This window comes from Paraburkholderia sp. BR10936 (genome assembly GCF_040965735.1).
GTDB lineage: Bacteria > Pseudomonadota > Gammaproteobacteria > Burkholderiales > Burkholderiaceae > Paraburkholderia > Paraburkholderia nodosa_A.
The window spans coordinates 243,227-266,458 of the sequence record NZ_JBFRCM010000012.1; the positions used below are offsets into that span (position 1 = coordinate 243,227).

The following is a 23,232-nucleotide window of genomic DNA, read 5'->3' on the forward strand; positions in this document are numbered from 1 at the left end:
TTTTGCAGTGGCCACCCAAGCCAGGACATGACGATGACGACGAAGAAGCCGATGGCAAAGCGGATGATCATCATGCTGATCTGCGTGGGCATACTGCTCGCCGCGCTGGTCGGCTTCAATCTGTTCAGGGCGCACATGATCCAGAAGTTCATGGCGAGCAACGCCGCACCGCCCGCCACCGTCACGGCCGCTATTGCAGGCTATCAAACATGGCAGCCGCAGCTTGTCGCCGTGGGCAGCCTGCGCGCGGTGCGCGGCGTCGACGTGACGACGGAAGTGGCCGGGCTTGTGCGCGAGATCGCGTTCAACTCGGGGCAGGAGGTGAAGACGGGCCAGGTGCTCGTGCGCCTGAACGACGATTCGGACCGCGCACAGCTCGCGTCGTTTCAGGCAGCGGCGGACCTAGCGCAAACGGTCTACAAGCGCGACAAGGCGCAATTCGACATCCAGGCGATTGCCAAGGCGCAGCTCGACGCCGACGCCGCCGACCTCAAGAGTAAGAGAGCCCAGGTCGAGCAACAGGCCGCCCTCGTCGTAAAGAAGACGATACGCGCGCCGTTCGCGGGACGCGTCGGCATCACGACGGTCAACCCCGGCCAGTACCTCAATCCGGGTGACGCCATCGTCACGCTGCAAGCCATCGACCCGATCTACGCCGACTTCTTTCTGCCGCAGCAGCAGCTCGGCCAATTGCAGGTTGGCCAGACCATCGTCGTCGATACGGATGCGTTCGGCAAGCGCACGTTCGACGGCAAGATCCGCTCGATCAATCCGCGTGTGGACAGCACCACGCGCAACGTCCAGATCGAGGCGACCGTCGACAATCGCGAGCGCAAGCTGCTGCCCGGCATGTACGCGAACGTGAAGATCGATGCGGGTGGCGCGCAGCGCTATCTGACCTTGCCGCAAACGGCGATTACCTATAACCCATATGGTGCGACCGTGTTCATCGTGAAGCCCGGCGAACGTAAGAACGCACAAGGCAAGATCATGCCCGTCGCGCAGCAGGTGTTTGTCACGCCGGGGCCGACGCGCGGCGACCAGGTCGCGATTCTCAAGGGCATCGGCGAAGGCACGCAGGTCGTGACGAGCGGCCAGCTGAAACTGAAAAACGGCACGCCCCTCGTGATCGACAACCGCGTGCTGCCTGCGAACAGCCCGAACCCGACGCCCCAGGAACAATAGAAGAGCGCGCGATGAAATTCACCGACATCTTCATTGAACGGCCGGTCCTCGCATCGGTGGTGAGCCTGCTGATACTCGTGCTCGGCTTGCGCTCGCTTGCCGCGCTGAAGGTCAGCGAGTATCCGCAAACCGAAAACGGCGTGGTGACGATCACGACCGCATACTATGGCGCGAGCGCCGACACGATGGCGGGCTTCATCACGCAACCGCTCGAAGCCGCGATCGCACAGGCACAGGGTATCGACTACATGTCGTCGACGAGCACCACGGGCGTCTCGACGATCACCGCGACGCTGCGCCTCAACTACGACTCCAACCGCGCGCTCACGGAGATCAACACGCAGATCGCATCTGTGCGCAACCAGTTGCCGCCGCAGGCGCAACAGCCCGTGCTGACCGTGCAAGTGGGTCAAACCACCGACGCGATGTACATGGGTTTTTACAGCAACGTGCTGCCGAGCAACAACGTTACGGATTATCTGCTGCGCGTCGTGAAGCCGAAGCTCGATTCGGTCCAGGGCGTGCAGACGGCGGAAGTGCTCGGCGGCCGTCAGTTCGCGCTGCGCGCATGGCTCGACTCGAGCAGGCTCGCCGCGCACAACGTGACGGCCGCTGACGTATTCACGGCGCTCGGCAACAACAACTATCTGGCGACGCTTGGCACAACGAAAGGCCAGATGATAAGCGTCGATCTCAACGCGGGCACCGACCTGCATTCCGTCGAGGACTTCAAGAAACTCGTCGTCACGCAGAAGAACGGCGCGATCGTGCGGCTTGAAGACGTGGGGAACGTCGTGCTCGGTGCTGACAATTACGACTTCAACGTCGCGTTCAGCGGCAAGCGATCGGTGTTCATCGGCATCAAGGTGGCGCCCGATGCGAATGTGCTCGACGTCGCGAAGCGCGTGAAAACGATCTTTCCGGATCTGCAGAGGCAGTTCCCGACGGGCATGACGGGCGACATCGTCTACGACGCGACCGACTTCATCAACACGGCGATCACGGAAGTAGTGAAGACGCTCGTCGAGGCGCTGCTGATCGTCACCGTCGTGATCTTCCTTTTCCTCGGCAGCTTGCGCGCGGTGATTGTGCCGGTGATTGCGATGCCGCTCTCGCTGATCGGCACGTTCTTCGTGATGCAGGTGCTCGGCTATTCGATCAATCTGCTGACACTGCTTGCGCTCGTGCTCGCCATCGGCCTCGTCGTCGACGATGCGATCATCGTGGTCGAGAACGTCGACCGGCATATGAAGGAGGAGGGCAGGCGGCCTTTCGAAGCCGCACTGATCGCGGCGCGCGAACTCGGCGGCCCGATTCTCGCGATGACGGTCGTGCTGATCGCCGTGTACGTGCCCATCGGCTTTCAGGGCGGACTGACTGGCGCGCTGTTCACCGAGTTCGCGTTCACGCTCGCGGGCGCCGTCACGGTGTCGGGCGTGATCGCGCTGACGCTTTCGCCGATGATGTGCTCGCGTTTTTTCCGCATGGACCAGCAGTCGGGGCGCTTCCCGCGCTTCGTCGACCGGCAGTTCGAACGTGTGCATCACGGCTACCGGCGTCTGTTGCATGCGATGCTCGACACGTGGCCCGTATTCGTCGTGATGGGCGCGCTGCTCCTGTGCGGCACCGTCTATCTCTTCATGACGTCGCAAACGGAGCTCGCACCTCAGGAGGACCAGGGCATCGTTCTGTCGCAGGTCCAGGGTCCGCCGAACGCGACGATCCAGCAAATGCAGACCTACGCGGATCAGGTCTTCGACATCTCGAATCAGTTGCCCGAATACGCGCAGATGTTCCAGCTCACGGGCGTACCGACGCTGAACCAGGGTATCGGCGGCGTGCTCTTCAAGACGTGGGACAAGCGCAAGAAGGGCGCGACGCAATTACAGCAGGAATTGCAGCAGAAGTGGAACGGCATCGCGGGTGCGCGTGTCGCCGCATTTCAGTTTCCGCCCCTGCCGGGCGCGCAAGGATTGCCCGTGCAATTCGTCATCAGCACGACGGAGCCGTTCGAGAACCTCAACGAAGTGTCGCAAGCCGTGCTGCAAAAGGCGCGCGCAAGTGGCATGTTCTTCTTCGTCGACAGCGATCTGAAGATCGACAAGCCCGAAAGCGTGTTGCTCGTGGACCGCGACAAAGTCGCTTCGCTCGGGCTGACGCAAAGCGATGTCGGGCAGACGCTGGGCGCGGCGCTCGGCGGGAACTTCGTCAACTACTTTTCGATCGCTGGCCGCTCGTACAAGGTGATTCCGCAGGTGCTGCAAACGGACCGGCTGAACCCGTCGCAAGTGCTCGACTATTACTTGCGCACAGCCAATGGCAGCGTGATACCCGCATCGACGGTCACGCATCTGCAGCGCAACGTCGTGCCCGAGTCGATCAATCACTTCCAGCAGCTCAATTCGGCCACGATTTCCGGCGTGCTCGCGCCGGGCATCTCGCAGGGCGAAGTGCTCGACTTCCTGCGCAAGGCCACGACCGACGTCGCGCCGGCGGGATACACGGCCGATTATTCGGGTCTGTCGCGACAGTTCGTGCAGGAGTCCGGCGGCTTCGTGACCACGCTGCTATTGGCGACGATCATCGTGTTTCTCGCGCTCGCCGCTCAATTCGAGAGCTTTCGCGATCCGGTCGTGATTCTCGTATCGGTCCCGATGGCGCTGTTCGGCGCGCTGATCTTCATCAACGTGGGACTCACCACGCTCAACATTTACACGCAGGTGGGCCTCGTCACGCTGATGGGCCTCGTGAGCAAGCACGGCATTCTGATCGTGCAGTTCGCGAATGAACTGCAACGCGCGGGGCGCGGCAAGCGCGAGGCACTCGAAGAAGCGGCTGGCGTGCGCTTGCGGCCGATCCTGATGACGACAGCCGCGATGGTGCTGGGCGTCGTGCCGCTCGTGATCGCGTCGGGTGCGGGTGCGGCCGGCCGCAACGCAATGGGACTCGTGATCTTCACGGGGATGTCGATCGGCACGCTGTTTACGCTGTTCGTCGTGCCCGCGATGTATATGTTCCTCGCCGCGGACCACCATCGAGACAGCGAGCATCCGGAGCAGACCTGAGCAACCGAAGAGATTTCACGATTTTCTGGATGTTTTCGCCACGAATGGTGTGGGGATGTGCTGAACTTTCTCGCTGCCACACTTCGGGCAAGGCGGATGAGCGGATTGATGTTCAGCAAGATGCTCGGCATGCTCGAACATCTCACCACATTTCTCGCACCGGTACTGGTAAGTCGGCATGGTATTCCTCTAACGAGAAACCGGGCGACAACCCATTCCAGTGCAGGAAATGGGCGCGCTCTCCGGTGTCGGTCCGGTCGCAAGCTAGTGCTTGCGATGCATCCAGCTCATATGGTGCGTGTCGAGCCACTGGCTCAGGCTCTCTCCCTGGTGTTCGCGCCTGTAGCGACGGGACAGGGCCATGGCAACGACAACGAGAACCACAAGGCCAACCCAAAAACTGATCATTGACTGAGTCATGGCAGCCTCCTTCGGGAATGCGACCATGCACTGAATTCTAGTGCCGAGGCGGCGGAATTCGCCCTGAAAGTTACCGCGGCGATCACTTCCGGCCAGAGCTCGAAGCAGGGATCACGTTCACGGGACCCAATGGTATGTCTATTCCTGTTGCCTAAATGAAGCGTTTGCGAGGGCAGGGCAGCAGGGCCGTACCCCAGCCGCTCTCCCAAACATTGTCTCGTAACGCGAAGCCGTGTTAGTGAGTTATGTAGTGCTTGCACCATTCAAAGGAACGGCCAACGCTTGCGTCAAGCGCTGTCACGGCGCAAGTGAATAGGCACTCAGTTCGGAAGTACGGGACAGCAGCGCCTGGTGATCGAGATACAACACGTAATCCGACTTGATGACCTTTTTAACGCTTGGCGCGTACCAGTAGGTTTCGGTGAACGGCGCATCGTACAAGCGATCAAGCTGCCTGGCGTTCACCCCATGGCTGACTATTTTGTAGGCGTCAAATGAACCAGCGGGTACCTGTATCCTCTCGAACGCAACGATCTCGTCGTGGCCGCTGACATCAATGGTTCCGATCGTGAAACGCCGGACATGATGAAAGTCCCAGTTCTTTCCCACAGTCATTGGGAAACTCAGGGTTCCATTGCTTGGCTCATACGTTGTTCCGTTGCCATCCCGCGTCAGGTTGCCCTGACTGTCGTAGTGGTTTTCCTTTTGGCGCCCACCGTTCCACGAGGACGACATCGTCGTCTGCGTCTCTGTTACTGCGACTACCGTCACAACAAGAGGAACGCCGGGCGTGGAGTCGGTTCGCCCCCATATAAAGGTCCACGTATCACCGACCTTGTAGCTCGGCGCGTCAGCCGTGGGTGTGCCGGGTGGACTTGCTGGCGGCTGCGCTGTGCACGGATTCGTCAGACACCCGAGCAACAGTGCGGCATGGCAAGAGTGCCTCGTGAGCAACGAGAGGGTTGGCGTCGCGTTGCGGACTTTCACGAGTGGCTCCCGACCGCGATGACACACGAAGACCTGGCGTCGTGAGTTGGAGATTCCTTTCATTATTGTTCTTTGTTGCATTTGTGCAGACGAAATGTTGCTATCTGCCGCTCGCGCAATGCCCTGGGCAACGATCGTCACGGTTCGGAGTCGATGACGGATTGAAAATCCATCCCGCCGGGCTAGTCTCCGGGCCACCGCCATATTCCAGCCCGGCGCTGGGCGCCGATTCCGGGTTGAACCCAGCGGCCACATGAACAGGAACGGCACCGGGCTGCGAGGGCAGGTCCCGTTCGTCAGGGCGCCCCAGTAAAACATCGAGGGTTTTGGCGTGCATCGCCCAGATTTCGCAGAAGACCCCGAAAGCCTTCTGCATTGAATCGAGCGTGTCAACAGCTGTGGACTCTTGAATGCGGTGACGCCGGAGCTGGCTGACGAGCGTCTGTTGCCTGGCGAGGGCGACGGCGCTTCGGGCGACCGTGTTGCGGGCGAGCCGCTCCCATTTCCACGCGTGCAGCAATGCGGGTACGTCTGGCACGTGTTCGTAGAGCCAGTACTGACACACGGCGGCGTGCGATGCAAAATCGGCACCGCGATGGCGCAGGATTTCCATCCAGCCGAGTACCTGAAATACGGGGATAAGAGTTCCCTCGGGGCCCCATAGCGTCGAGAGCAGAAAGTAGTCTGCCTGCGCTGGTGCGCCGTCCAGAAGTACCTGCGGTTCCATCGAATCAGGCAGAAATGTGTCTGTGACCATGTTTGCCCGCGTTGCGCAACGTTGAGGGTCCATTGTGTCCGAAAAAATGCGCCGTGGTGAAGTCGTCCACGGTTCAAGAAGGCCTGGCAGCCGCTCAGCTGCTGGCCTCATGCTCGAGTTGAGCCGCAGGTACATGCCGCACGTCGGTACCTTTGACGACATAGACGACGAATTCGGCGATGTTTTTAGCATGGTCCCCAATGCGCTCTATGGCTTTGGCGATGACCATGTAATCGAGCCCAGTCGAAACGACGCGCGGGTCCGCCGTCATTTCGGCAATCAGTCCGCGCGTAAACGCCCGAAACTCGTTATCGATGGCCACATCGTCCCGCACCAGATGCGCGGCTGCGGCACTATCCATTCGTGCGAACGCATCCAGCGCTCCATGAAGGAGGCTCATGGCCATCTCTGCCGAGGTTTTGATTTCGACGATTCCGATGACCGGAGCTTCACTATTGGCCTGGATGCGACGGATGCGCTTGGCCACCTTCCGTGCTTCATCGCCAGCGCGCTCGAGATTGGTGGTGCACTTCGAGATGGCCAGCAGAAGTCGAAGATCGCGGGCTGCAGGCTGTCTGCGAGCGATGACGTTACTCACCTCTTCATCGATTTCCAGCTCCATCAGATTCAGTCGTTGCTCGCTTTCGAGCACCGCGTAGACGACGTCGGGGTCGAACGCATGCAGTAACGAAAGGGCGCGAGCGATCTGCAACTCTACGAGGCCGCCCATCTCAAGGAGCCTCGTCGAAGCGAGGGTGAGGTCAGCGTCAAAACCGCTGGATAGATGTTTTTCCGGCATCATCGTCCCCTTGATGAGCCACGCGCGCGGAACTGCCAATCAAATGGACCATCCCGTGGACGCAGCGCAGACAGACATGATAGGTCCGGTCCTTGCATGCATGCCTGTCCGGAATCCACGACTTATGGATCGCCTTAGCCGCTGAGGCGCGACGGCGTGACTGGCAAATGCAGGTCGTAGCGAGAGCTGGTTGACGGTTGTTGCGCGTGCGATCGGTAAGGCGACGCGCCGCGCTGGGCGGGAAAGCTGCAGCTTGTGCACGAATGACATGCGCATCGAGGCATATGATTGCCAGACTTGCTGGGCCATAAGTGGCTGAACTTCCTGGCAATGCGGCATACGGGTGACCCGCCAATGCAGCAGAAGAATACGAAGGTTGCGTTTTGTGGGGTCACGCCATCGGGCAGCAAGATGGAGCCGCGGCGCTAGATCTCACTGACGCAATGCTCTTCGACCCAGCCCATTGCGCGTTCGCGCGCATAGCTCAGCGCTTCGTTCTCGTCGATGAAGTTGTCGTCCAGACAGATGTCATGGACGTCATCTTCGAATGAGCCGTCTGACGCCGGGACGAAGATTCTCGCGTTCGCCACAATTCTCCCGTCATCGATGCTTGCGCTCGTGCTGATCAGGCAAGACTGAAACATGAATTGCATGGCTCGCTCCGGTAGCTTGTCGCGTGATGAAAAGCGCCTGCGCAAATGTCATGCCGCGAGTCGTCCCAGCGAGTTGGAGGTGACTTCGCCTTGCATGCGACGCATGTTCCTTTTGAAGAGAAGGGCGCCGACCGCAGCGGAGGGGCGCTCTCGCTCCCGCCTCGGAAGCCTGTCCATAAAGATGCACATACGAACACCCATACATCGTGTACTTTCGGGTCGGCCCTGAATATGCTCGTACAAGCCATCTTTAAGCTTTTCTTCGCCAGGTAGACGCGACTCGAAGGAGGCGGTCGCGATCTGAAGTCGGTCAGGCTGGCAACACATGCGGCGGTAAAGACCCGCCGGTCCGGGATTCCAGGAGACACAAGTGCTGAGCCCTCACGAATTTGCGACGCTCATGCTGGTCAAGTCATCGCCCGACCAGATCGACATGGGCCGCGAGGAACTCGATACGCTGCTCGAGCAACAACTCGTAGCACTCGAGAGCCTCGCAACCGGTGCACGCTTCGCGCATGTGACGGATGAAGGCGAATCCCTGCTTCAGGCCATGACGCGAAAACGTTGACAGGCACCCGGTCGCCCCGCTTCGAGCCGGGCGCGGGATGACCGGTCGATCAACACCCCATTTTTTTCATTCCGCGCTGGCGACGCGCGGGGTCGCAGCATTTCCGCCCATTAAGGAGACTATTGATCATGCACACCCAGGAACTGGTCGCAAGCGCTCAACGTGGCAATCTCGACGCCGTTTATGGTCTGATCAGCACGATGGTCGATGGGATCGGCAAACTCACTGAACTCAACGCACAATACATACGAGCGACACTCAAGGAGGCGTCGGAGTTGTCGCAGACCACGGTGGAAAAGCCACAGGACTGGATCGCGCTCCATGGCACGCTCGGAGCGCCAATGGCTGAGAAGGTTCAGTCCTACACTCGCGAGCTTTTGGGGATCGTGTCGTCGACGCACGCTGAACTTCTCAGCGTCGCACGGGCGGAAGGCGAAGCACGTATGCGCCGGGCGCAGACATTCGTCGAGGAAGCGACCAGAAACGCGCCTGCGGGCTCAGAGGCGGCTGTGGCTGCGTTCAACTCCGCGATTACCGCGGCCAATACGCTCTACCAGACGCTCGGGAATACGGGGCAGCAGGCGGTCGAAGTCGCGCGAAGCAACTTTAACCTGGTCGCCAATGCCGCGTCGAAGAGTGCCAGGCGCGCGAGCGCGCAGTAACAGCGACCGGCATGGCGTGAGTTGGTCTCATGGGGCGACGGGCGTGTCGATCCATGCCTGTCGGCCTTTGATCATCGTGGCGACGTGAGTGCCAATCTATTCGTTCTGGCGCAACGGCGACGCCTTGGCCAGTCCGCAATCGACCAAATAGCTCGCGAGCATCAGAATCGCCAGAAGAGGAAATGATGGCGCGGGCGCGCATGACCTGCGTGCGACTGATTGCTCACAGGCGCAAGCTGTGCGTGCGCATCAACGACACGCGCGCGCAGTGCCATGTCATAGAAAGCCCCCACCATCGGCAATGCGCCATGCGCACCTTCGCCCCAGTAGTCGTTGCGCAATGTCACGCGTGCGTCGTCGAAGCCCACCCACGCGCCGGCGACCAGTTGCGGATGGATCAGGATGAACCAGCTATCCGTGTTGTCCTGCGTCGTTCCGGTTTTGCCGGCCACGTCGGCGTGAATGCCGAAACGCGTCCTGATGTCGGAGCCAGTGCCGCGGTTGACGACGTCACGCATCGCATCGACCAGCTTGAGCGCAGCAGCGGCCGGCAGCGCCTGCTCCGGTCGTGCAGCAGGGAATTCGGCGAGCATGTTGCCGTTGCGATCCTCGATACGTGTCACCATGCGCGGTTCGACATAGGCTCCCCGGTTCGCGATCGTGCAATACGCCGAGACCATCTCCTTGAGCGTGACCGGGCTCGTGCCCAGGGCAAGCGAGGGCACGGCATCAAGGGGACTTTCGCGCACGCCCATTTCACGCGCGAGCGCCGCAACCTTTGCCGGTCCCTCCCGCTGCATGAGCTGTGCAGTCACGCGATTGCGGGAGAAGGCAAGCGCATTGCGCAGTGTCATCGGGCGGCCGGTAGGGGGCTCGGGGTCAGTCGGCCGCCATACCGCATTGCCCTTCAATGCAATGGCAACGTTGCGGTCGACGATCGTGTCACCCGGTTGTGCACCATCGGCAAATGCCGCACCGTACACAAAAGCCTTGAAGGTGGAGCCGGGTTGCCGGCGCGCCTGCTGCACGTGATCGAACGGCTCGTCGCGATAGTCCCGGCTGCCGACCCATGCCTTGATGTCTCCATTGCGTGGATCGATGGCGACGAATCCGGCCTGAATCTGGGTTTTGCTGTGGCAGAGCGCATCCACAAACGCCGCATCCTGCGCAAGTTTCCTGATTGCGGCCTGGTCGGAAAGGCCGGTGTCCCGTGCGGTCCGGTACTCCGCTGTCTGTCTGATGAAGGACTGGAACAGTTCGTTCCCCGGCCAGCAGCCTGTGCGCTCGTTCCATGTGCCGCTCGCGATCCACTGCAGCTGGCCGGCCTGCCAGGCAACGGCCTGTGTCGCCATTGCCTGAAGTCGGGAGTCGATTGTGGTGTGCACCACGAGCCCGTCCGAATAGATGTTATAGCCGTTGCGATCAGCCCACGCGGTCAACCACCTGCGCAGCTGTACTGCGAAATGCGGTGCAGTGCCAATGGGCTCGGCCTGCGGTTCGAAATCGACATTGAGCGGTTGCCGGTTCAGCCGGGCATACTCAGGAGGACTGAGCTTGCCGCATTTCAACATCTGCGCAAGTACCGTATTGCGGCGTTCCAGTGCGCGCTCAGGATTGAGCACGGGGTTGTACGTGCTATTCGCCTTCAGCATGCCAACGAGCGTTGCACTCTCGAGGACATCGAGGTCTGCTGCGCGCTTTCCGAAGTAGGTGCGCGCAGCCATCTCGACGCCGTAGGCGTTGTAGAGGAACGGCACGGTGTTGAGGTACGTCTCGAGGATCTGGTCCTTGCTATAGACAGATTCGATCTTGAGCGCCGTGATCGCTTCCTTGAGTTTGCGGGTCAACGTCGGTGCGCGGCCGATTTCGTCGGGATACAGGTTGCGTGCCAGTTGCTGCGTGATGGTGGAGCCACCCTGCCGGGCCCCGGCAAACGTGCGCAATGCCGCCGACGGAATGCGTCTCAGGTCAATACCGTGATGCTGATAGAAGCGGCGGTCCTCGGTCGCGATCAGGGCGTCCACCACATGCGGTGAGATCTGGCTTAGCGTGACCCACTCGCGATTGACCGGCTTGAATTCCGCGAGCACGGTGCCGTCGGCGGAGAGGATCAGCGCGGGACGATCGACGCGTGCCTTGCGGATGTCACCTAGGCGGGGTGTGAATGGAATAAGGGCCAGCGTATACGCGAGCAACAGCGCAGGCACAGCGGCAATTGTCAGTGCAATGCCGCGACGTGTCGGATGGCGCATGCTGTGCCACGTCGCAGCGATAAGGCGCACGGTCATTGCACCGGCGCTGGCAGCAGCGGCCCGACCGGATTTCGCCCAGCGTGCGCAGCGTTCACGAAAGAGCGACACATAGGGGTGAGTCACGGTGGTTGAGCCATATACGAAACGCCGGATCGTACCAAAGCCCAGGCGGTATTCCGGCAGAAAAATGGCTCTGCAGGTGCACTGCTAACAGACGATTACACTTGTTTCGATTCTGCGGCACGAGGACGGCGGTATCGCGCGTTCAGGGGAGGCGCGTTCAGGGGGCGACCCAGCAATGGACCCAGGTATCGCCTCGACGGACATACAGCGCGCGTCGGTGAAGGTCCGCTGCCGAGAGGTCCAGCCAGTCCAGGCGTGTGGGGCGCACCTCAACGACGCCGAAATGCCGCAGACCTTCGCCCGGTCCAGGAACGTGCGTCTCATCGAGCGCATCATCGGCGTGGATCATGGGAGTCCCGGGCGGCAAGCGCGTCCGGTAGACGACCAGGTCATGGTCGGGACTGGACCTCCACGCATCGAGCCGGGCCTGTCCGTCGCAAAGTATTCGGGTTTCGCCGGACACGCGGACCTGCAGGTTGTGAACAGGGTCGACGCCGACGAGCGCGATTCGCGGCTCCCGTCGGAGTTCGGCAATCTTCGGCGAGCGCAGGTCGGTATGAAAAGTAAGCACGTTCTGCGGTTCAATGGCACTCCGAAGCAGCACGGTGCGGACGTTCGGTGCACCATCGAGGCTAACGGTTGCGGCCTGCATGACCTTGAAGGGATGTTTATCTTCACGGACAGCGGCAGCGAGGCAATCCCAGATGCGGTTGTAGATTTGTTCGAGGTTCATCGGCGCGGCACCTTCAGCGTTTGCGCGCCTCGTACCGGCTCGTGCGGTGATGCCACGGGTCGGCATCATGGGCGAACTGGGCATCGAAGTAGTCGGCGTGCGAAAGAGGGCGTTCCATGTTGCCAAGGCAGGCTCAGAGTGTCCAGTCTTCGTCCGCCGCGGCTCGCTGCGCGAGCGCAGCGAGATCGTGCTCCGCGTGGCTCTGACGGACGAACACGGGCAGATCCGCTGCCATGCGAGCGAACCAGGGGTCGCGGCACAGCGGGCCGGCGCCCAGGCCGCGCGCACAGGCATGCAGTGTGGCCTCGACGGCGCTTTCCGCAGCGGCGCGAGCACGCAACGCAAGCGCCATGGCGTCGGCGTGTGGCGCGGAGTCGATCTTATGTGCGGCGTCGCGCAGCAAGGCGCGCGCAGCGCTCAACGCGGCGTCGGCCGCTCCGAGATGCGCATTCAGGTGCGGATCATCGCGGCGTCTCGCCGCGTCGCGCAGGCGGACGGCCAGCGCCGCGGCCGCGCCGTACCAGCACGCGGCGATGCCCGCGCCGCCGTGCCAGAAGCCAGGACGCCGCAAGTAGCCGTCCACTGGACCCACGAGCGTGGCGTGTGCGTTGAGCACATCGATTTCGACGCTTTGCGTCGCCGCCATGCCGACGGCTTCCCAGCCACGTGCCGTGACCGTCACGCCTGGTTGGTCCATGGGCAGTGCGGCGAGCCAATCGCGATCGTCGCTGTCGATGCAGGTCACGAGCGCGTGCGTGACGAATGCCGCACCTGAACACCATGGCTTGACGCCTGAAAGCAGGATCTGCCCGCTGCGGCTTGAGGCGTAACGCAGCTCGTTGCGCGGAGAACGGGCTGCCCATACACCCCATATTTCTGGTTCCAATCTGCGGGGCACCGCTACATGCGGCAGGCACGGCATTTCAAGTTCTGACTGAATGGCGAGTGCGTCGGCATGCGCCTCGTAGATCTTGAGGAGCGAGAGATCCTGGCCGGCGAGCCCGGCGAGAAATTGCCAGCGCGCAAGCGTGCGCCCGCCTCCCGGCAGCGGCAGCGCGGGGCCCACGGCGACGAGCTGGCGTGCGGCGCCTGCGAGCGACTGCGCGTCGAGTGGCAGCGTGCAGCCTTCGAGCAGTGCCGCAAAGTCGAACGGGCCGCACACGCCGTCGCCAGACAACGTACGGACCTGCCGTGGAGTCGCGCTCTCCATCACAGCCCCGGAATCGTGCGCGCGGTGCGGGCGCTAACCGCGATGCTGGCATTGCTGGCGGCGACGCGGCTGCCTGGTGTCTTCGGCGCTCTTGCCATTGCGATTGACTCCTCGGTTCTGAAGGCCTCGATATACCACCGACGGAAAAATTGCTTGGTGCCATGGCGATACAGCAAAAGCGGTGCCGCGTCATGCAGGTCCGCCACGAACGCGGGAATGCCGCCTGCGCGAGCAGGCGCGTGCGTCCCGCACGAGTCACTTCACTCTAGTCAGGAAGGTATGAAAGCCGGCGAGCGCGACCGGTCGCGACGCTTTCTCGTGAACCGAAACAATCGAAGCAGGGAAAATCCGGCGCACGGCTGGGCGGCGGACATCGGACCGGGCCTGGGTACGATCGCAACCGACAACGATCCCGGCGGCATCCTGACGTATTCGCTGGCAGGCGCGCAGTATGGCTTCGATCTCCTGTGGGTCTGCGTGCTTTCCTGGCCGTCGATGGTGGCACTGCAGATGGTGTCTGCGCGCGTCGCGGCCGTCACGGGCAAGGGCCTGACCGAGAACATGCGGGAACACTATTCCCGCTGGTTGTTTCTGCTGGCGGTCGCCCGTTTTCTCGGAGCCAATACCGTGAACATGGCCGCCGACATGCTGGCGATGGGCGAAGCCGCGCAGTTGATATTCAGGGGATCGGTCCCGCTCTTCACGGTTTTCTTTGCCGGCATGTCGCTCGCGCTGCAGTGGTGGGTGCCTTATGCGCGCTATGCAAACTACCTCAAGTGGCTAGCTCTGTCGCTGTTCTGTTATGCAGGCGTCATGCTGGTGGCGGACGTGCCGTGGCGCACTTTGGCCTGGCGCGCTTTCGTGCCGCACATCAGCTGGTCGGAAGACTATCTGGGGATGCTGCTCGCGGTGCTCGGTACCACGGTCAGCCCGTATCTGCTGTTCTCGCAAGCCGAGCAGGAAGTCGAAGAGGGCTCGCACGACGGCACTCAGGACAGCAGCCGCGTACAGCAGAAAGACGTCCGGCAGCAGCTAAAGAAAATACGAAGCGACATACTGGTGCGTACCTCGATGTCCAACGTATGCGGAGCACTCATCCTTTGCGCCGCGGCCGCGACATTACACGCGACCCATGCATCGCTCACTCCCTCTGGCTCGACTCGCGAGGCCGCGCAAGCGATCGCGCCGGTCGCGGGTGCCTACGCGCAGCCGCTGCTCGGCCTCGCGCTGCTTGGCACAGCGCTGCTCGCACTCCCGCCGCTGGCCGGCTCGGCCGCGCACGCCGCCGCCAGTTCGTTCGGGTGGCAGCGGGGCACGCAGCGGGATCGCCGGATAGCTGCAATCCTGGTGTTGCTTATGGCGGTGAGCACTATCGTCGCACTGCTGTTTGGCGCATTCGGCGTCGATCCGCTCCGGGCCTGCTACTGGAGTGCGCTGACCAACGGGATGACAGTGTCGCCGGTGTTGATCCTGCTCGTGCTCCTGAGTGCCCGGCGTGAAGCGGTGGGCGAGATGAAAGCGCACTGGTTCACGCGCACCTTGTGCTGGCTTGCAACCATCACTACCTGCGCGGCCCTGGCCGCTCATGTCGTCCTTCAGCTTCCCTAGCTGTGCATGGCGCAGAGGTGCTCGTCTGCGTCGGCAGGAGGGCTGCGAAGCCCGGCAGCGGCGCTCGCGTGGTTGGCACGCCCGTTGCGCATGGGCTCTTGTCGATAGCGATTTGCGCGGTTTCGCGCATTGTGCAGGCAGGCTGACTGGGAGAGAGACATGAAAATGGGAACCACGAAAACCGAAGGCAGGGTCCGTGAACTTGCGGGCGACGCGCAAGAGGCGGTCGGCGAAATGCTGGGCGACGCGAGTACCAGATTGTCGGGCAAGGCAAAGGCGCTATGCGGCAAGTCACAACAACTGGCGACCGACGCGGCGGTCGTGACGCGCGAGACGATTGCGGACAATCCCCTGGCGACCGTGGGTATCGCCGTGGGCATCGGCTTCGCGCTCGGAGCGTTATGGGGAGCGAGCCGCGAATAAGCGGACCTGAACCAGACGGATGTTGCCGGCACGCCGCATGTGCGAGGTGGACCATGACAATTCACGCGAAGCTCGACCGCTGGCACAACGTGTTGCGATTTCTCGCGGTCCGCACAACGGACTATGGGCAACTGCTGTCACTCGAACTGTCCGAGGCACGCACATCCATGACGCGCGAAATTCTCGCGCTCGTGGCTCTCGCCGTAAGTGGGTTATTCACGCTCTCATTCTTTTGCGTCGCGCTGATCGCATCCGCGTGGAATACACGCTATTTCCTCACTGTCGTGTGGAGCATAGCGGTGCTCTGGCTATTCGCCTCGATCACCGCATTGCTGGTATTGCGCGCACAAAAGCCGGCGCGTTCGTTCGCGGTACTCAAGAGCGAATTGCAAGCGGACCTTGAAACGCTCAACGAGGCGCTTAAATGAGTCGTCGCTCCCGATTGAATCGTCAGGCATCTGAAGCCGTCCTGCTTACTCATATGGAATTGACGCGCGTGCGATTGCTTGCGGCCAACGTTCGCTCGCGGGCAGCCGGGCACGCTGCCGCCCGTGCACATTCGCGTAGCCTGGCGAGCGTCGGCCGCCCGGTGTCCGCCGCGCCGCTCCTCGCCATGCTCGGATGCTTCACGCTGGGCGCCCTGCTTATCGGCCCGAGACGCGTCTTGCCCGTCGTGATGCGCACCGGTCTGGCTGGCTGGATCGTGCGCAATGTCCGGTTGCGTCTTGCACGCTGAGCGGAGCGCACTTCGGCAACGATCATGTGTTGCTCGACGCGAAGCTCGACCCATTGCGCCACGACAATGAGACGCGGGTTAAATTCATGTGCGAACGGCAGCGTGGCACGCGGCGTGCGCTAGAGCGAGCGCAACTCTTAACCGAAAGGAGCGCAACATGACTATCCTTGATCCCCAGGCAGGGGGCACTGGCGCACAGATCGTCGGCGGGGGCGTCGGCGAAGGCCCGGGGCCCGAAATCATGGCCGCGGCCACGCTCGACGGCGACAAGGTGATTTCTGCTGACGGTGAACACGTCGGCAAGATCTCCGACATCATGCTCGATGTACGTAGCGGGCGCGTCGCGTACGCAGTCCTGGCTGAGGGCGGATTCCTCGGCATGGGTAATACGCTTCACGCCATTCCGTGGAACGCACTGACGCTGGACACCAATGAGAAGTGCTTCCGTGTCGACATCCAGGCTCAACGAATCAAGGACGATCCCGGATTCGATAAGGATCACTGGCCATCGATGGCTGATTCGACGTGGGGGACGCAACTGCATGACTACTACAACCGCCGTCCATACTGGCTGGCGACTGGGGAGCTTCCGGGACGTGATCCCGGAATGAATAACCCGACGGACTTGTGAGAGCAACCCGACCTCCGTGGGACGAATAGTCCCACGGGTGAGCCTGAACGGAGCTGCTGTAAAACTTCCTCCAGAGCGGAAAATGGGGCATCGGCTTTTAGCGGCCGGTGCCATTTTTTTTGCAAAGGCGGTGTTCGCTGGTCAATACCCTGACCGGCGCCGTGCCGACCGCCATTTGCGGTGTTTGCTAAATGAAAGATACGGGCGCGTTTCTTGCTCCCCATCCACCGCGCTTCATGCAGCATCAATACCGGTTCTCCGACTTTTGCCAGGCTGACTACCGCCTCAGCACGTCGGCGCATTGCATCGACTAGAACAAAACAGATGACTCGGCTGCATCGGGTTCCGCTCGGCTTTCCCGGCCACGAGGTGAAAATGGACGCTCCTACGGTTATGACGACGGTGGCGGAGGAAAACAACCTTGGGCGAATCGCTCGTACGTTGGGCGCTTTCCGGCGCGGCGACGCCGCAGCGCGATTGCCGGACGACTGGGAGGGCCTGTACGGTGAAGTTGCGGCCGAATACAACCTGCTTGCCGCGCAATGCGGCAGGATGTCTGTCCAGCTGCGGGATGTGGCGAGCGATCTGACTGTGCGCACACCCGGCGATATCGGAAGGCGCCTGTCCGCCGAAGCACTCGAAGGCTTCTGGCTCGATCACGCCGCCAATATCAATGCAATCATCCTGCGAGGCGAACCTGACACGGACCGTGCGAAAACGGTGCTTCTCGCGCTGAGTGCGCTTAAGGACGGCGAAACGGCGGAACTGCCGCCCGATTGGTCGGGTCTGCACGGCAGGTTGGCCCAGGTGTTCAATGAACTCGTCGACCAGAACGTACGCATGTCGGAAGAGCTCGCGCGTCTGAGCCGGGTCGTCGGAAAAGAAGGGCGTCTCAACGAACGTGCCGCGTTGCCGGCTGCGCGCGGGTTCTGGCGCGACTCGGTGGATGCCATTAACTCGCTGATCGGCGATCTGGTGCACCCCACGAGTGAGGTCGCCCGCGTAATCGGCGCGGTGGCCCAGGGCGACCTCTCCAAAAACATGGCGTTCGAAGCCGATGGCCGCGCATTGCAGGGCGAATTTCTCCGCACGGCACGCACGATCAACACCATGGTTGATCAGCTGGGCACCTTCGCGGCCGAAGTCACACGTGTGGCGCGCGAAGTGGGCACCGAAGGCAAGCTCGGTGGCCAGGCCGACGTCCAGGGTGTTGCAGGAACCTGGAAGGACTTGACCGACTCCGTCAACTCCATGGCCGGCAACCTGACCAGCCAGGTGCGCAATATCGCGGAAGTGCCCATGGCTGTCGCCGCCGGCGATCTTTCGAAGAAAATCACGGTCGACGTGAAAGGCGAAATTCTCGAACTGAAGAACGCCATCAACACGATGGTGGACCAGCTTCGCTCATTCGCTTCGGAAGTGACACGGGTCGCCCGCGAAGTCGGCACGGAAGGCCGGCTCGGTGGACAGGCGGATGTCCAGGGGGTTGCAGGCACATGGAAGGATCTCACCGACAATGTCAACTTCATGGCAGGCAACCTGACGAGTCAGGTTCGCAATATCGCGGAGGTCACGAAGGCCGTCGCTGCCGGCGATCTTTCCAAGAAGATTACGGTTGATGTGAAAGGGGAGATTCTCGAGCTGAAGAACACCATCAACACGATGGTGGATCAGTTGCGGTCGTTTGCCTCGGAGGTGACCCGTGTGGCCCGCGAAGTGGGCACGGAAGGCAAGCTCGGTGGCCAGGCCGACGTGCAGGGCGTGGCCGGCACGTGGAAGGATCTGACCGACTCGGTCAATTCGATGGGTAGCAACCTCACCGCGCAGGTGCGCAACATTGCCGGGGTGACCACCGCCGTCGCCGCGGGCGATCTGTCGAAAAAGATCACCGTCGACGTAAAGGGCGAAATCCTGGAACTGAAAAACACCATCAATACGATGGTGGATCAGTTGCGTTCGTTTGCTTCCGAGGTGACGCGAGTTGCCCGCGAAGTCGGCACGGAAGGCAAGCTCGGCGGCCAGGCGGACGTGCAGGGCGTGGCCGGCACGTGGAAGGATTTGACCGACTCGGTCAATTCAATGGGCAGCAATCTCACCGCGCAGGTGCGCAATATCGCCGAAGTGACCACAGCCGTTGCGGCCGGGGATCTTTCAAAGAAGATTACCGTGGACGTGAAAGGCGAGATCCTGGAACTCAAGAACACCATCAATACCATGGTGGACCAGCTCGGCTCTTTCGCATCCGAAGTCACCCGGGTGGCGCGCGAGGTGGGCACCGATGGCAAACTCGGCGGCCAGGCGAATGTGCAGGGCGTAGCGGGCACATGGAAGGACCTGACCGACTCGGTCAATTCGATGGGCAGCAACCTGACCGCACAGGTTCGCAACATCGCGGACGTCACGACGGCAGTCGCGGCGGGTGACTTGTCAAAGAAGATCACCGTTGACGTAAAAGGCGAGATTCTGGAACTGAAGGACACCATCAATACGATGGTGGACCAGCTCCGCTCGTTTGCCTCGGAGGTTACGCGCGTGGCCCGCGAGGTGGGCACGGAAGGCAAGCTCGGCGGGCAGGCCGACGTGCAGGGCGTTGCCGGCACCTGGAAGGATCTGACCGACAACGTCAATTTCATGGCGGGGAATCTCACGAGCCAGGTGCGCAACATTGCGGACGTGACCAAGGCTGTGGCTGCCGGTGACTTGTCAAAGAAAATCACGGTGGACGTGAAGGGCGAAATCCTCGAACTGAAAAACACCATCAACACCATGGTCGACCAGCTCGGCTCATTCGCCTCTGAAGTCACGCGGGTGGCGCGCGAAGTCGGCACGCTCGGCAAGCTCGGCGGCCAGGCCGATGTGCGGGGCGTGGCAGGAACGTGGAAAGACCTGACCGACAACGTGAACTTCATGGCGGGCAACCTCACGAGTCAGGTACGCAATATCGCGGATGTGACCAAGGCAGTGGCAGCCGGCGATCTCTCGAAGAAAATCACGGTCGATGTGAAAGGCGAGATCCTCGAGCTCAAAAATACCATCAATACGATGGTCGACCAGTTGCGTTCGTTTGCCTCCGAGGTGACCCGTGTAGCCCGGGAGGTCGGCACTGAAGGCAAGCTCGGTGGTCAGGCCGATGTGCAAGGGGTGGCCGGGACCTGGAAGGATCTGACCGACAACGTGAACTTCATGGCCGGCAATCTGACGAGCCAGGTGCGCGGCATTGCCAGGGTCGTGACGGCTGTCGCGGACGGCGATCTCGATCGCAAGCTGACCGTCGAAGCAAAAGGCGAGATCGCAGCGCTCGCCGATACCATCAACAGCATGACCGACACGCTGGCAACCTTCGCGGACCAGGTGACCACGGTGGCTCGCGAGGTGGGCGTCGAGGGCAAGCTGGGTGGGCAGGCCAAGGTGCCAGGCGCCTCGGGAACGTGGAAGGGACTTACCGAAAACGTGAACCAGCTCGCCGCAAACCTGACCACCCAGGTGCGCGCGATTGCCGAAGTCGCGACCGCGGTGACCCAGGGCGATCTGACTCGCTCCATCACCGTTGAGGCCCAGGGTGAGGTTGCAGCGCTCAAAGACACGATCAACGAAATGATCCGTAACCTGAAGGACACTACCCAGGTCAATACGGAGCAGGACTGGCTGAAAACCAATCTCGCCAAATTCAGCCGGATGTTGCAGGGCCAGAAAGATCTCGTTGCGGTCGGCGAGCTGATTCTTTCCGAACTCGCCCCGGTAGTCGGCGTGCAACGCGCCGAATTTTATGTGCTGGATACCGCTTCCAGCCCGGCATCCCTTCGTCTTACCGCGAGCTACGCTTCGGGCGGGCACGCTACGCACGGCAAGCAGATTCATCTCGGCGAGGGATTGATCGGCCAGTGCGCAGTCGAAAGACGCAAGATTCTGCTTGAGTCGCCCGCAACCGAGCCCTTCCGTATTATGTCCGGACTCCTTGACGCAACGCCTCACAACGTGCTCGTTCTGCCCGTCGTGTTCGAGGCGAAGGTCAAGGGAGTCATCGAACTCGCATCGGTTGAGCGGCTCAATCCCACGCACCAGGCGTTTCTCGATCAGTTGACGGAGAGTATCGGCATCGTGATCAACACGATCGAGGCAAATTCCCGCACCGAGGACCTGTTGAAACAGTCCCAGACGCTAGCCAACGAGTTGCAGAGCCGGCAGGAGGAACTCGAGCAGACCAACCAGCAGTTGCAGGAGAAAGCGCACCTCCTTGCGCACCAGAACGAAGAGGTCGAACGCAAGAATGCCGAAGTCGAGCAGGCGCGACAGGCGCTCGAAGAAAAGGCAACACAACTGGCGTTGACCTCGAAGTACAAGTCCGAGTTTCTCGCCAATATGTCTCACGAACTGCGCACACCGCTGAACAGTCTGCTGATTCTCTCAGACAACCTGTGCAAGAACGCGGACGGCAACCTCTCGCCGAAACAGGTCGATTTCGCGAAAGCGATTCATTCGTCGGGTAACGATCTGTTGATGCTCATTAACGACATCCTCGATCTTTCGAAGATCGAGTCGGGCACGGTAGTCGTGGACATCACCGAGCATCGAATTGAGGATCTCACCGTATACGTTGAACGCACGTTCCGTCATGTGGCCGAAGCCCGCAAGGTCGACTTCATGATTCACACGGAAGCACAACTTCCCGCGTCCCTCCATACCGATCCGAAGCGCCTTCAGCAGATCCTCAAGAACCTGCTTTCCAACGCGTTCAAGTTCACCCACGAAGGGCATGTCACGTTATCGATCGAAGAGGCCTTCGACGGCTGGACAGCGGATAACGAGAGCCTGAATCGTGCGCACCAGGTCATTGCGTTTTCCGTGTCCGACACCGGCATTGGTATCTCGGCGGAGAAACAGCAAATTATCTTTGAGGCATTCCAGCAGGCCGACGGCAGCACGAGCCGCAAGTACGGGGGTACCGGCCTTGGTCTTGCAATCAGTCGCGAACTGTCCAAGCTGCTGGGAGGGGAAATCAGGCTCATCAGTTCGCCAAACAAGGGCAGCACTTTCACCCTGTATCTCCCGTACGGGAACGAACCCGGCAAGCCGCTGCGCAGGACGGCCACCCATGACGAGCCACGCGGTTCGGTAGCCGTATTGAATTCTCGAGCGCGGTTGGAGTCGGTCACTGGCCCCGCGGTGCGTGAACCTGTAACCGCCGTGGTGGAAGAAGTCGCAAGCTTCGCTGATGAAGCGCAAGACGATCGAAGCAACATCGCGCGGGGCGATCGTGTGCTGCTGATCGTCGAGAACGATCGCCCGTTTGCGGGCTTTCTGCTTGACGCGGCGCGTGAAAAGGGCTTCAAAGGGCTCGTGACGTCATTGGGTTCCGTGGCGTTGACGCTTGCGGACCAGTTCAAGCCCGCTGCCGTTACCTTGGACCTGTTGCTGCCCGATATGGAAGGGTGGCGCGTTTTGTCCCGCTTGAAGCACGATCTGACGACGCGTCATGTACCGGTTTGCGTGGTCTCCACGGACGAGTCACGCGAGCGCGCGTTCAGTTCGGGCGCTTTCGGCTTTCTGCCCAAGCCGATCCAGTCGCGCGAGCAATTGGACGAAGCGTTGGGCCGGCTGATGCAATACGTGGAAACCGATGCTCGCCGGGTACTGGTTACGCTAGCGCCAACGCCGCAGCGCGAAACGCTTATTCAGCGTCTGGCAGGCGAGCGCATCGCGTTGCAGTTGGCCGTGCCCGGTCACGAAACGTTTAGGTGCCTCGCTTCACAGTCGGTGGACGCGCTGGTCATGGACGTCGACGGATTGAGTAGCATGTCGCCCGACGAACTGCACGAGGCGCTGCCCGGGCGTACAGCTTTTTCGCCGCTGCCGGTGGTCCTGATCGGGGAACGGGGAGCGTTACCGGCGCGTTGGCTGGGCGCGGCCGAGCGGTACGTCGTCATGCCGGTCTCTACACCGGCGCATCTGCTCGATACGACAGTCGCCGCGATGCATGTCGGCTCCGGTCGACTCGGCAAGCAGGCGCAGGCGGAACTGGGGAGCTTGCGGGAGTCGGAACTCGCGCTAGCAGGCAAGAAGGTGCTGATCGTCGACGATGACATGCGCAACATCTTCGCTCTCGCGACCGTTGTCGAAGACTACGGCATGCGTCACGTCTGGGCCGACAATGGACGCGACGCGATCCGTCTGGTCGCAACTGACCCTGCAATCGACGCCGTGCTGATGGATATCATGATGCCCGAGATGGATGGCCTCATGACGATTCGCGAGATCCGCAAGCTGTCTGCCGGTCGAACCTTGCCGATCGTTGCCGTAACCGCCAAGGCAATGAAAGGCGACCGCGAACGGTGCATCGCCGCAGGCGCGTGGGACTACCTCTCAAAGCCCGTGGACCGCGCCGATCTGCTTGCCGTCCTGAACGCGTGGCTTCATGCGTAG

Annotated in this window: 19 protein-coding genes; 10 read left to right on the forward strand and 9 right to left on the reverse strand. The window is 61.5% G+C overall.

Annotated elements, in window-relative coordinates; translation table 11 throughout:
- Positions 1-33: 33 nt before the first annotated feature.
- Both AB4Y36_RS24690 and AB4Y36_RS24695 read left to right on the forward strand, forming a co-directional pair.
- Complete coding sequence (locus AB4Y36_RS24690) at positions 34-1,185, forward strand: efflux RND transporter periplasmic adaptor subunit (protein ID WP_368684369.1); 1,152 nt, start codon at positions 34-36, stop codon at positions 1,183-1,185.
- Positions 1,186-1,196: 11 nt separating this feature from the next.
- Positions 1,197-4,250: an efflux RND transporter permease subunit gene (locus AB4Y36_RS24695; RefSeq protein WP_069262075.1), complete on the forward strand. Its 3,054-nt coding sequence runs from the start codon at positions 1,197-1,199 to the stop codon at positions 4,248-4,250.
- A gap of 15 nt (positions 4,251-4,265) precedes the next feature.
- Here the strand turns inward: AB4Y36_RS24695 and AB4Y36_RS24700 are convergent, their stop codons facing one another.
- The 5 genes from AB4Y36_RS24700 to AB4Y36_RS24720 all read right to left on the reverse strand — a co-directional run bounded on the left by AB4Y36_RS24700 (position 4,266) and on the right by AB4Y36_RS24720 (position 7,866).
- Positions 4,266-4,430: a zinc ribbon domain-containing protein gene (locus tag AB4Y36_RS24700; protein ID WP_083245053.1), complete on the reverse strand. Its 165-nt coding sequence runs from the start codon at positions 4,428-4,430 to the stop codon at positions 4,266-4,268.
- Between the two features lie 537 nt (positions 4,431-4,967).
- Positions 4,968-5,657 carry a hypothetical protein gene (locus AB4Y36_RS24705; RefSeq protein WP_368603122.1) on the reverse strand — a complete coding sequence of 230 codons (690 nt, stop codon included), beginning with the start codon at positions 5,655-5,657 and terminating at the stop codon, positions 4,968-4,970.
- Between the two features lie 100 nt (positions 5,658-5,757).
- Positions 5,758-6,414 (reverse strand): hypothetical protein, encoded by a 657-nt coding sequence (locus tag AB4Y36_RS24710; RefSeq protein ID WP_368684370.1) that lies wholly within the window; start codon positions 6,412-6,414, stop codon positions 5,758-5,760.
- 94 nt (positions 6,415-6,508) lie between these two features.
- Complete coding sequence (gene phoU, locus AB4Y36_RS24715; protein WP_069262412.1) at positions 6,509-7,213, reverse strand: phosphate signaling complex protein PhoU; 705 nt, start codon at positions 7,211-7,213, stop codon at positions 6,509-6,511.
- 425 nt (positions 7,214-7,638) lie between these two features.
- Positions 7,639-7,866: a hypothetical protein gene (locus AB4Y36_RS24720; RefSeq protein ID WP_069262072.1), complete on the reverse strand. Its 228-nt coding sequence runs from the start codon at positions 7,864-7,866 to the stop codon at positions 7,639-7,641.
- Positions 7,867-8,236: 370 nt separating this feature from the next.
- Here AB4Y36_RS24720 and AB4Y36_RS24725 point away from each other — a divergent pair, with 370 nt between their 5' ends.
- Together AB4Y36_RS24725 and phaP are read left to right on the forward strand one after the other, a co-directional pair.
- Positions 8,237-8,434 carry a hypothetical protein gene (locus AB4Y36_RS24725; RefSeq protein ID WP_069262071.1) on the forward strand — a complete coding sequence of 66 codons (198 nt, stop codon included), beginning with the start codon at positions 8,237-8,239 and terminating at the stop codon, positions 8,432-8,434.
- Positions 8,435-8,562: 128 nt separating this feature from the next.
- Positions 8,563-9,096 carry a TIGR01841 family phasin gene (phaP, locus tag AB4Y36_RS24730; protein ID WP_368603119.1) on the forward strand — a complete coding sequence of 178 codons (534 nt, stop codon included), beginning with the start codon at positions 8,563-8,565 and terminating at the stop codon, positions 9,094-9,096.
- 161 nt (positions 9,097-9,257) lie between these two features.
- On the opposite strand, the gene AB4Y36_RS24735 is transcribed toward phaP, so the two are convergent.
- The 4 genes from AB4Y36_RS24735 to AB4Y36_RS24750 form a co-directional block, all read right to left on the reverse strand.
- Positions 9,258-11,384: a penicillin-binding protein 1A gene (locus tag AB4Y36_RS24735; protein WP_368684371.1), complete on the reverse strand. Its 2,127-nt coding sequence runs from the start codon at positions 11,382-11,384 to the stop codon at positions 9,258-9,260.
- Between the two features lie 244 nt (positions 11,385-11,628).
- Positions 11,629-12,204, reverse strand: coding sequence for a pyridoxamine 5'-phosphate oxidase family protein (locus AB4Y36_RS24740; protein ID WP_368684372.1), 576 nt, complete (start codon positions 12,202-12,204; stop codon positions 11,629-11,631).
- Positions 12,205-12,337: 133 nt separating this feature from the next.
- Entirely contained in the window at positions 12,338-13,414 is a 1,077-nt protein-coding gene (locus AB4Y36_RS24745; protein ID WP_368684373.1) for an acyl-CoA dehydrogenase, read from the reverse strand.
- Positions 13,414-13,620 carry a hypothetical protein gene (locus tag AB4Y36_RS24750; RefSeq protein WP_368684374.1) on the reverse strand — a complete coding sequence of 69 codons (207 nt, stop codon included), beginning with the start codon at positions 13,618-13,620 and terminating at the stop codon, positions 13,414-13,416. Before AB4Y36_RS24750 ends, AB4Y36_RS24745 begins: the two co-directional genes overlap by 1 nt.
- Positions 13,621-13,693: 73 nt before the next feature.
- Between AB4Y36_RS24750 and AB4Y36_RS24755 the strand changes: the two genes are divergently transcribed.
- From AB4Y36_RS24755 to AB4Y36_RS24780, 6 genes are all read left to right on the forward strand, one after another.
- On the forward strand, positions 13,694-15,022 hold the full coding sequence (locus AB4Y36_RS24755) for an NRAMP family divalent metal transporter (RefSeq protein ID WP_368603115.1): 1,329 nt from the start codon (positions 13,694-13,696) through the stop codon (positions 15,020-15,022).
- Positions 15,023-15,181: 159 nt separating this feature from the next.
- Positions 15,182-15,445 carry a CsbD family protein gene (locus tag AB4Y36_RS24760; RefSeq protein ID WP_368684375.1) on the forward strand — a complete coding sequence of 88 codons (264 nt, stop codon included), beginning with the start codon at positions 15,182-15,184 and terminating at the stop codon, positions 15,443-15,445.
- A 53-nt stretch (positions 15,446-15,498) separates the two neighbouring features.
- A complete protein-coding gene (locus AB4Y36_RS24765; protein ID WP_069262066.1) occupies positions 15,499-15,873 on the forward strand; it encodes a hypothetical protein in 375 nt (124 codons plus the stop codon).
- Complete coding sequence (locus AB4Y36_RS24770) at positions 15,870-16,181, forward strand: hypothetical protein (protein ID WP_368610196.1); 312 nt, start codon at positions 15,870-15,872, stop codon at positions 16,179-16,181. Before AB4Y36_RS24765 ends, AB4Y36_RS24770 begins: the two co-directional genes overlap by 4 nt.
- A 157-nt stretch (positions 16,182-16,338) precedes the next feature.
- Positions 16,339-16,812, forward strand: coding sequence for a PRC-barrel domain-containing protein (locus AB4Y36_RS24775; RefSeq protein WP_069262064.1), 474 nt, complete (start codon positions 16,339-16,341; stop codon positions 16,810-16,812).
- Positions 16,813-17,187: 375 nt separating this feature from the next.
- Positions 17,188-23,232, forward strand: coding sequence for a HAMP domain-containing protein (locus AB4Y36_RS24780; RefSeq protein WP_368684376.1), 6,045 nt, complete (start codon positions 17,188-17,190; stop codon positions 23,230-23,232).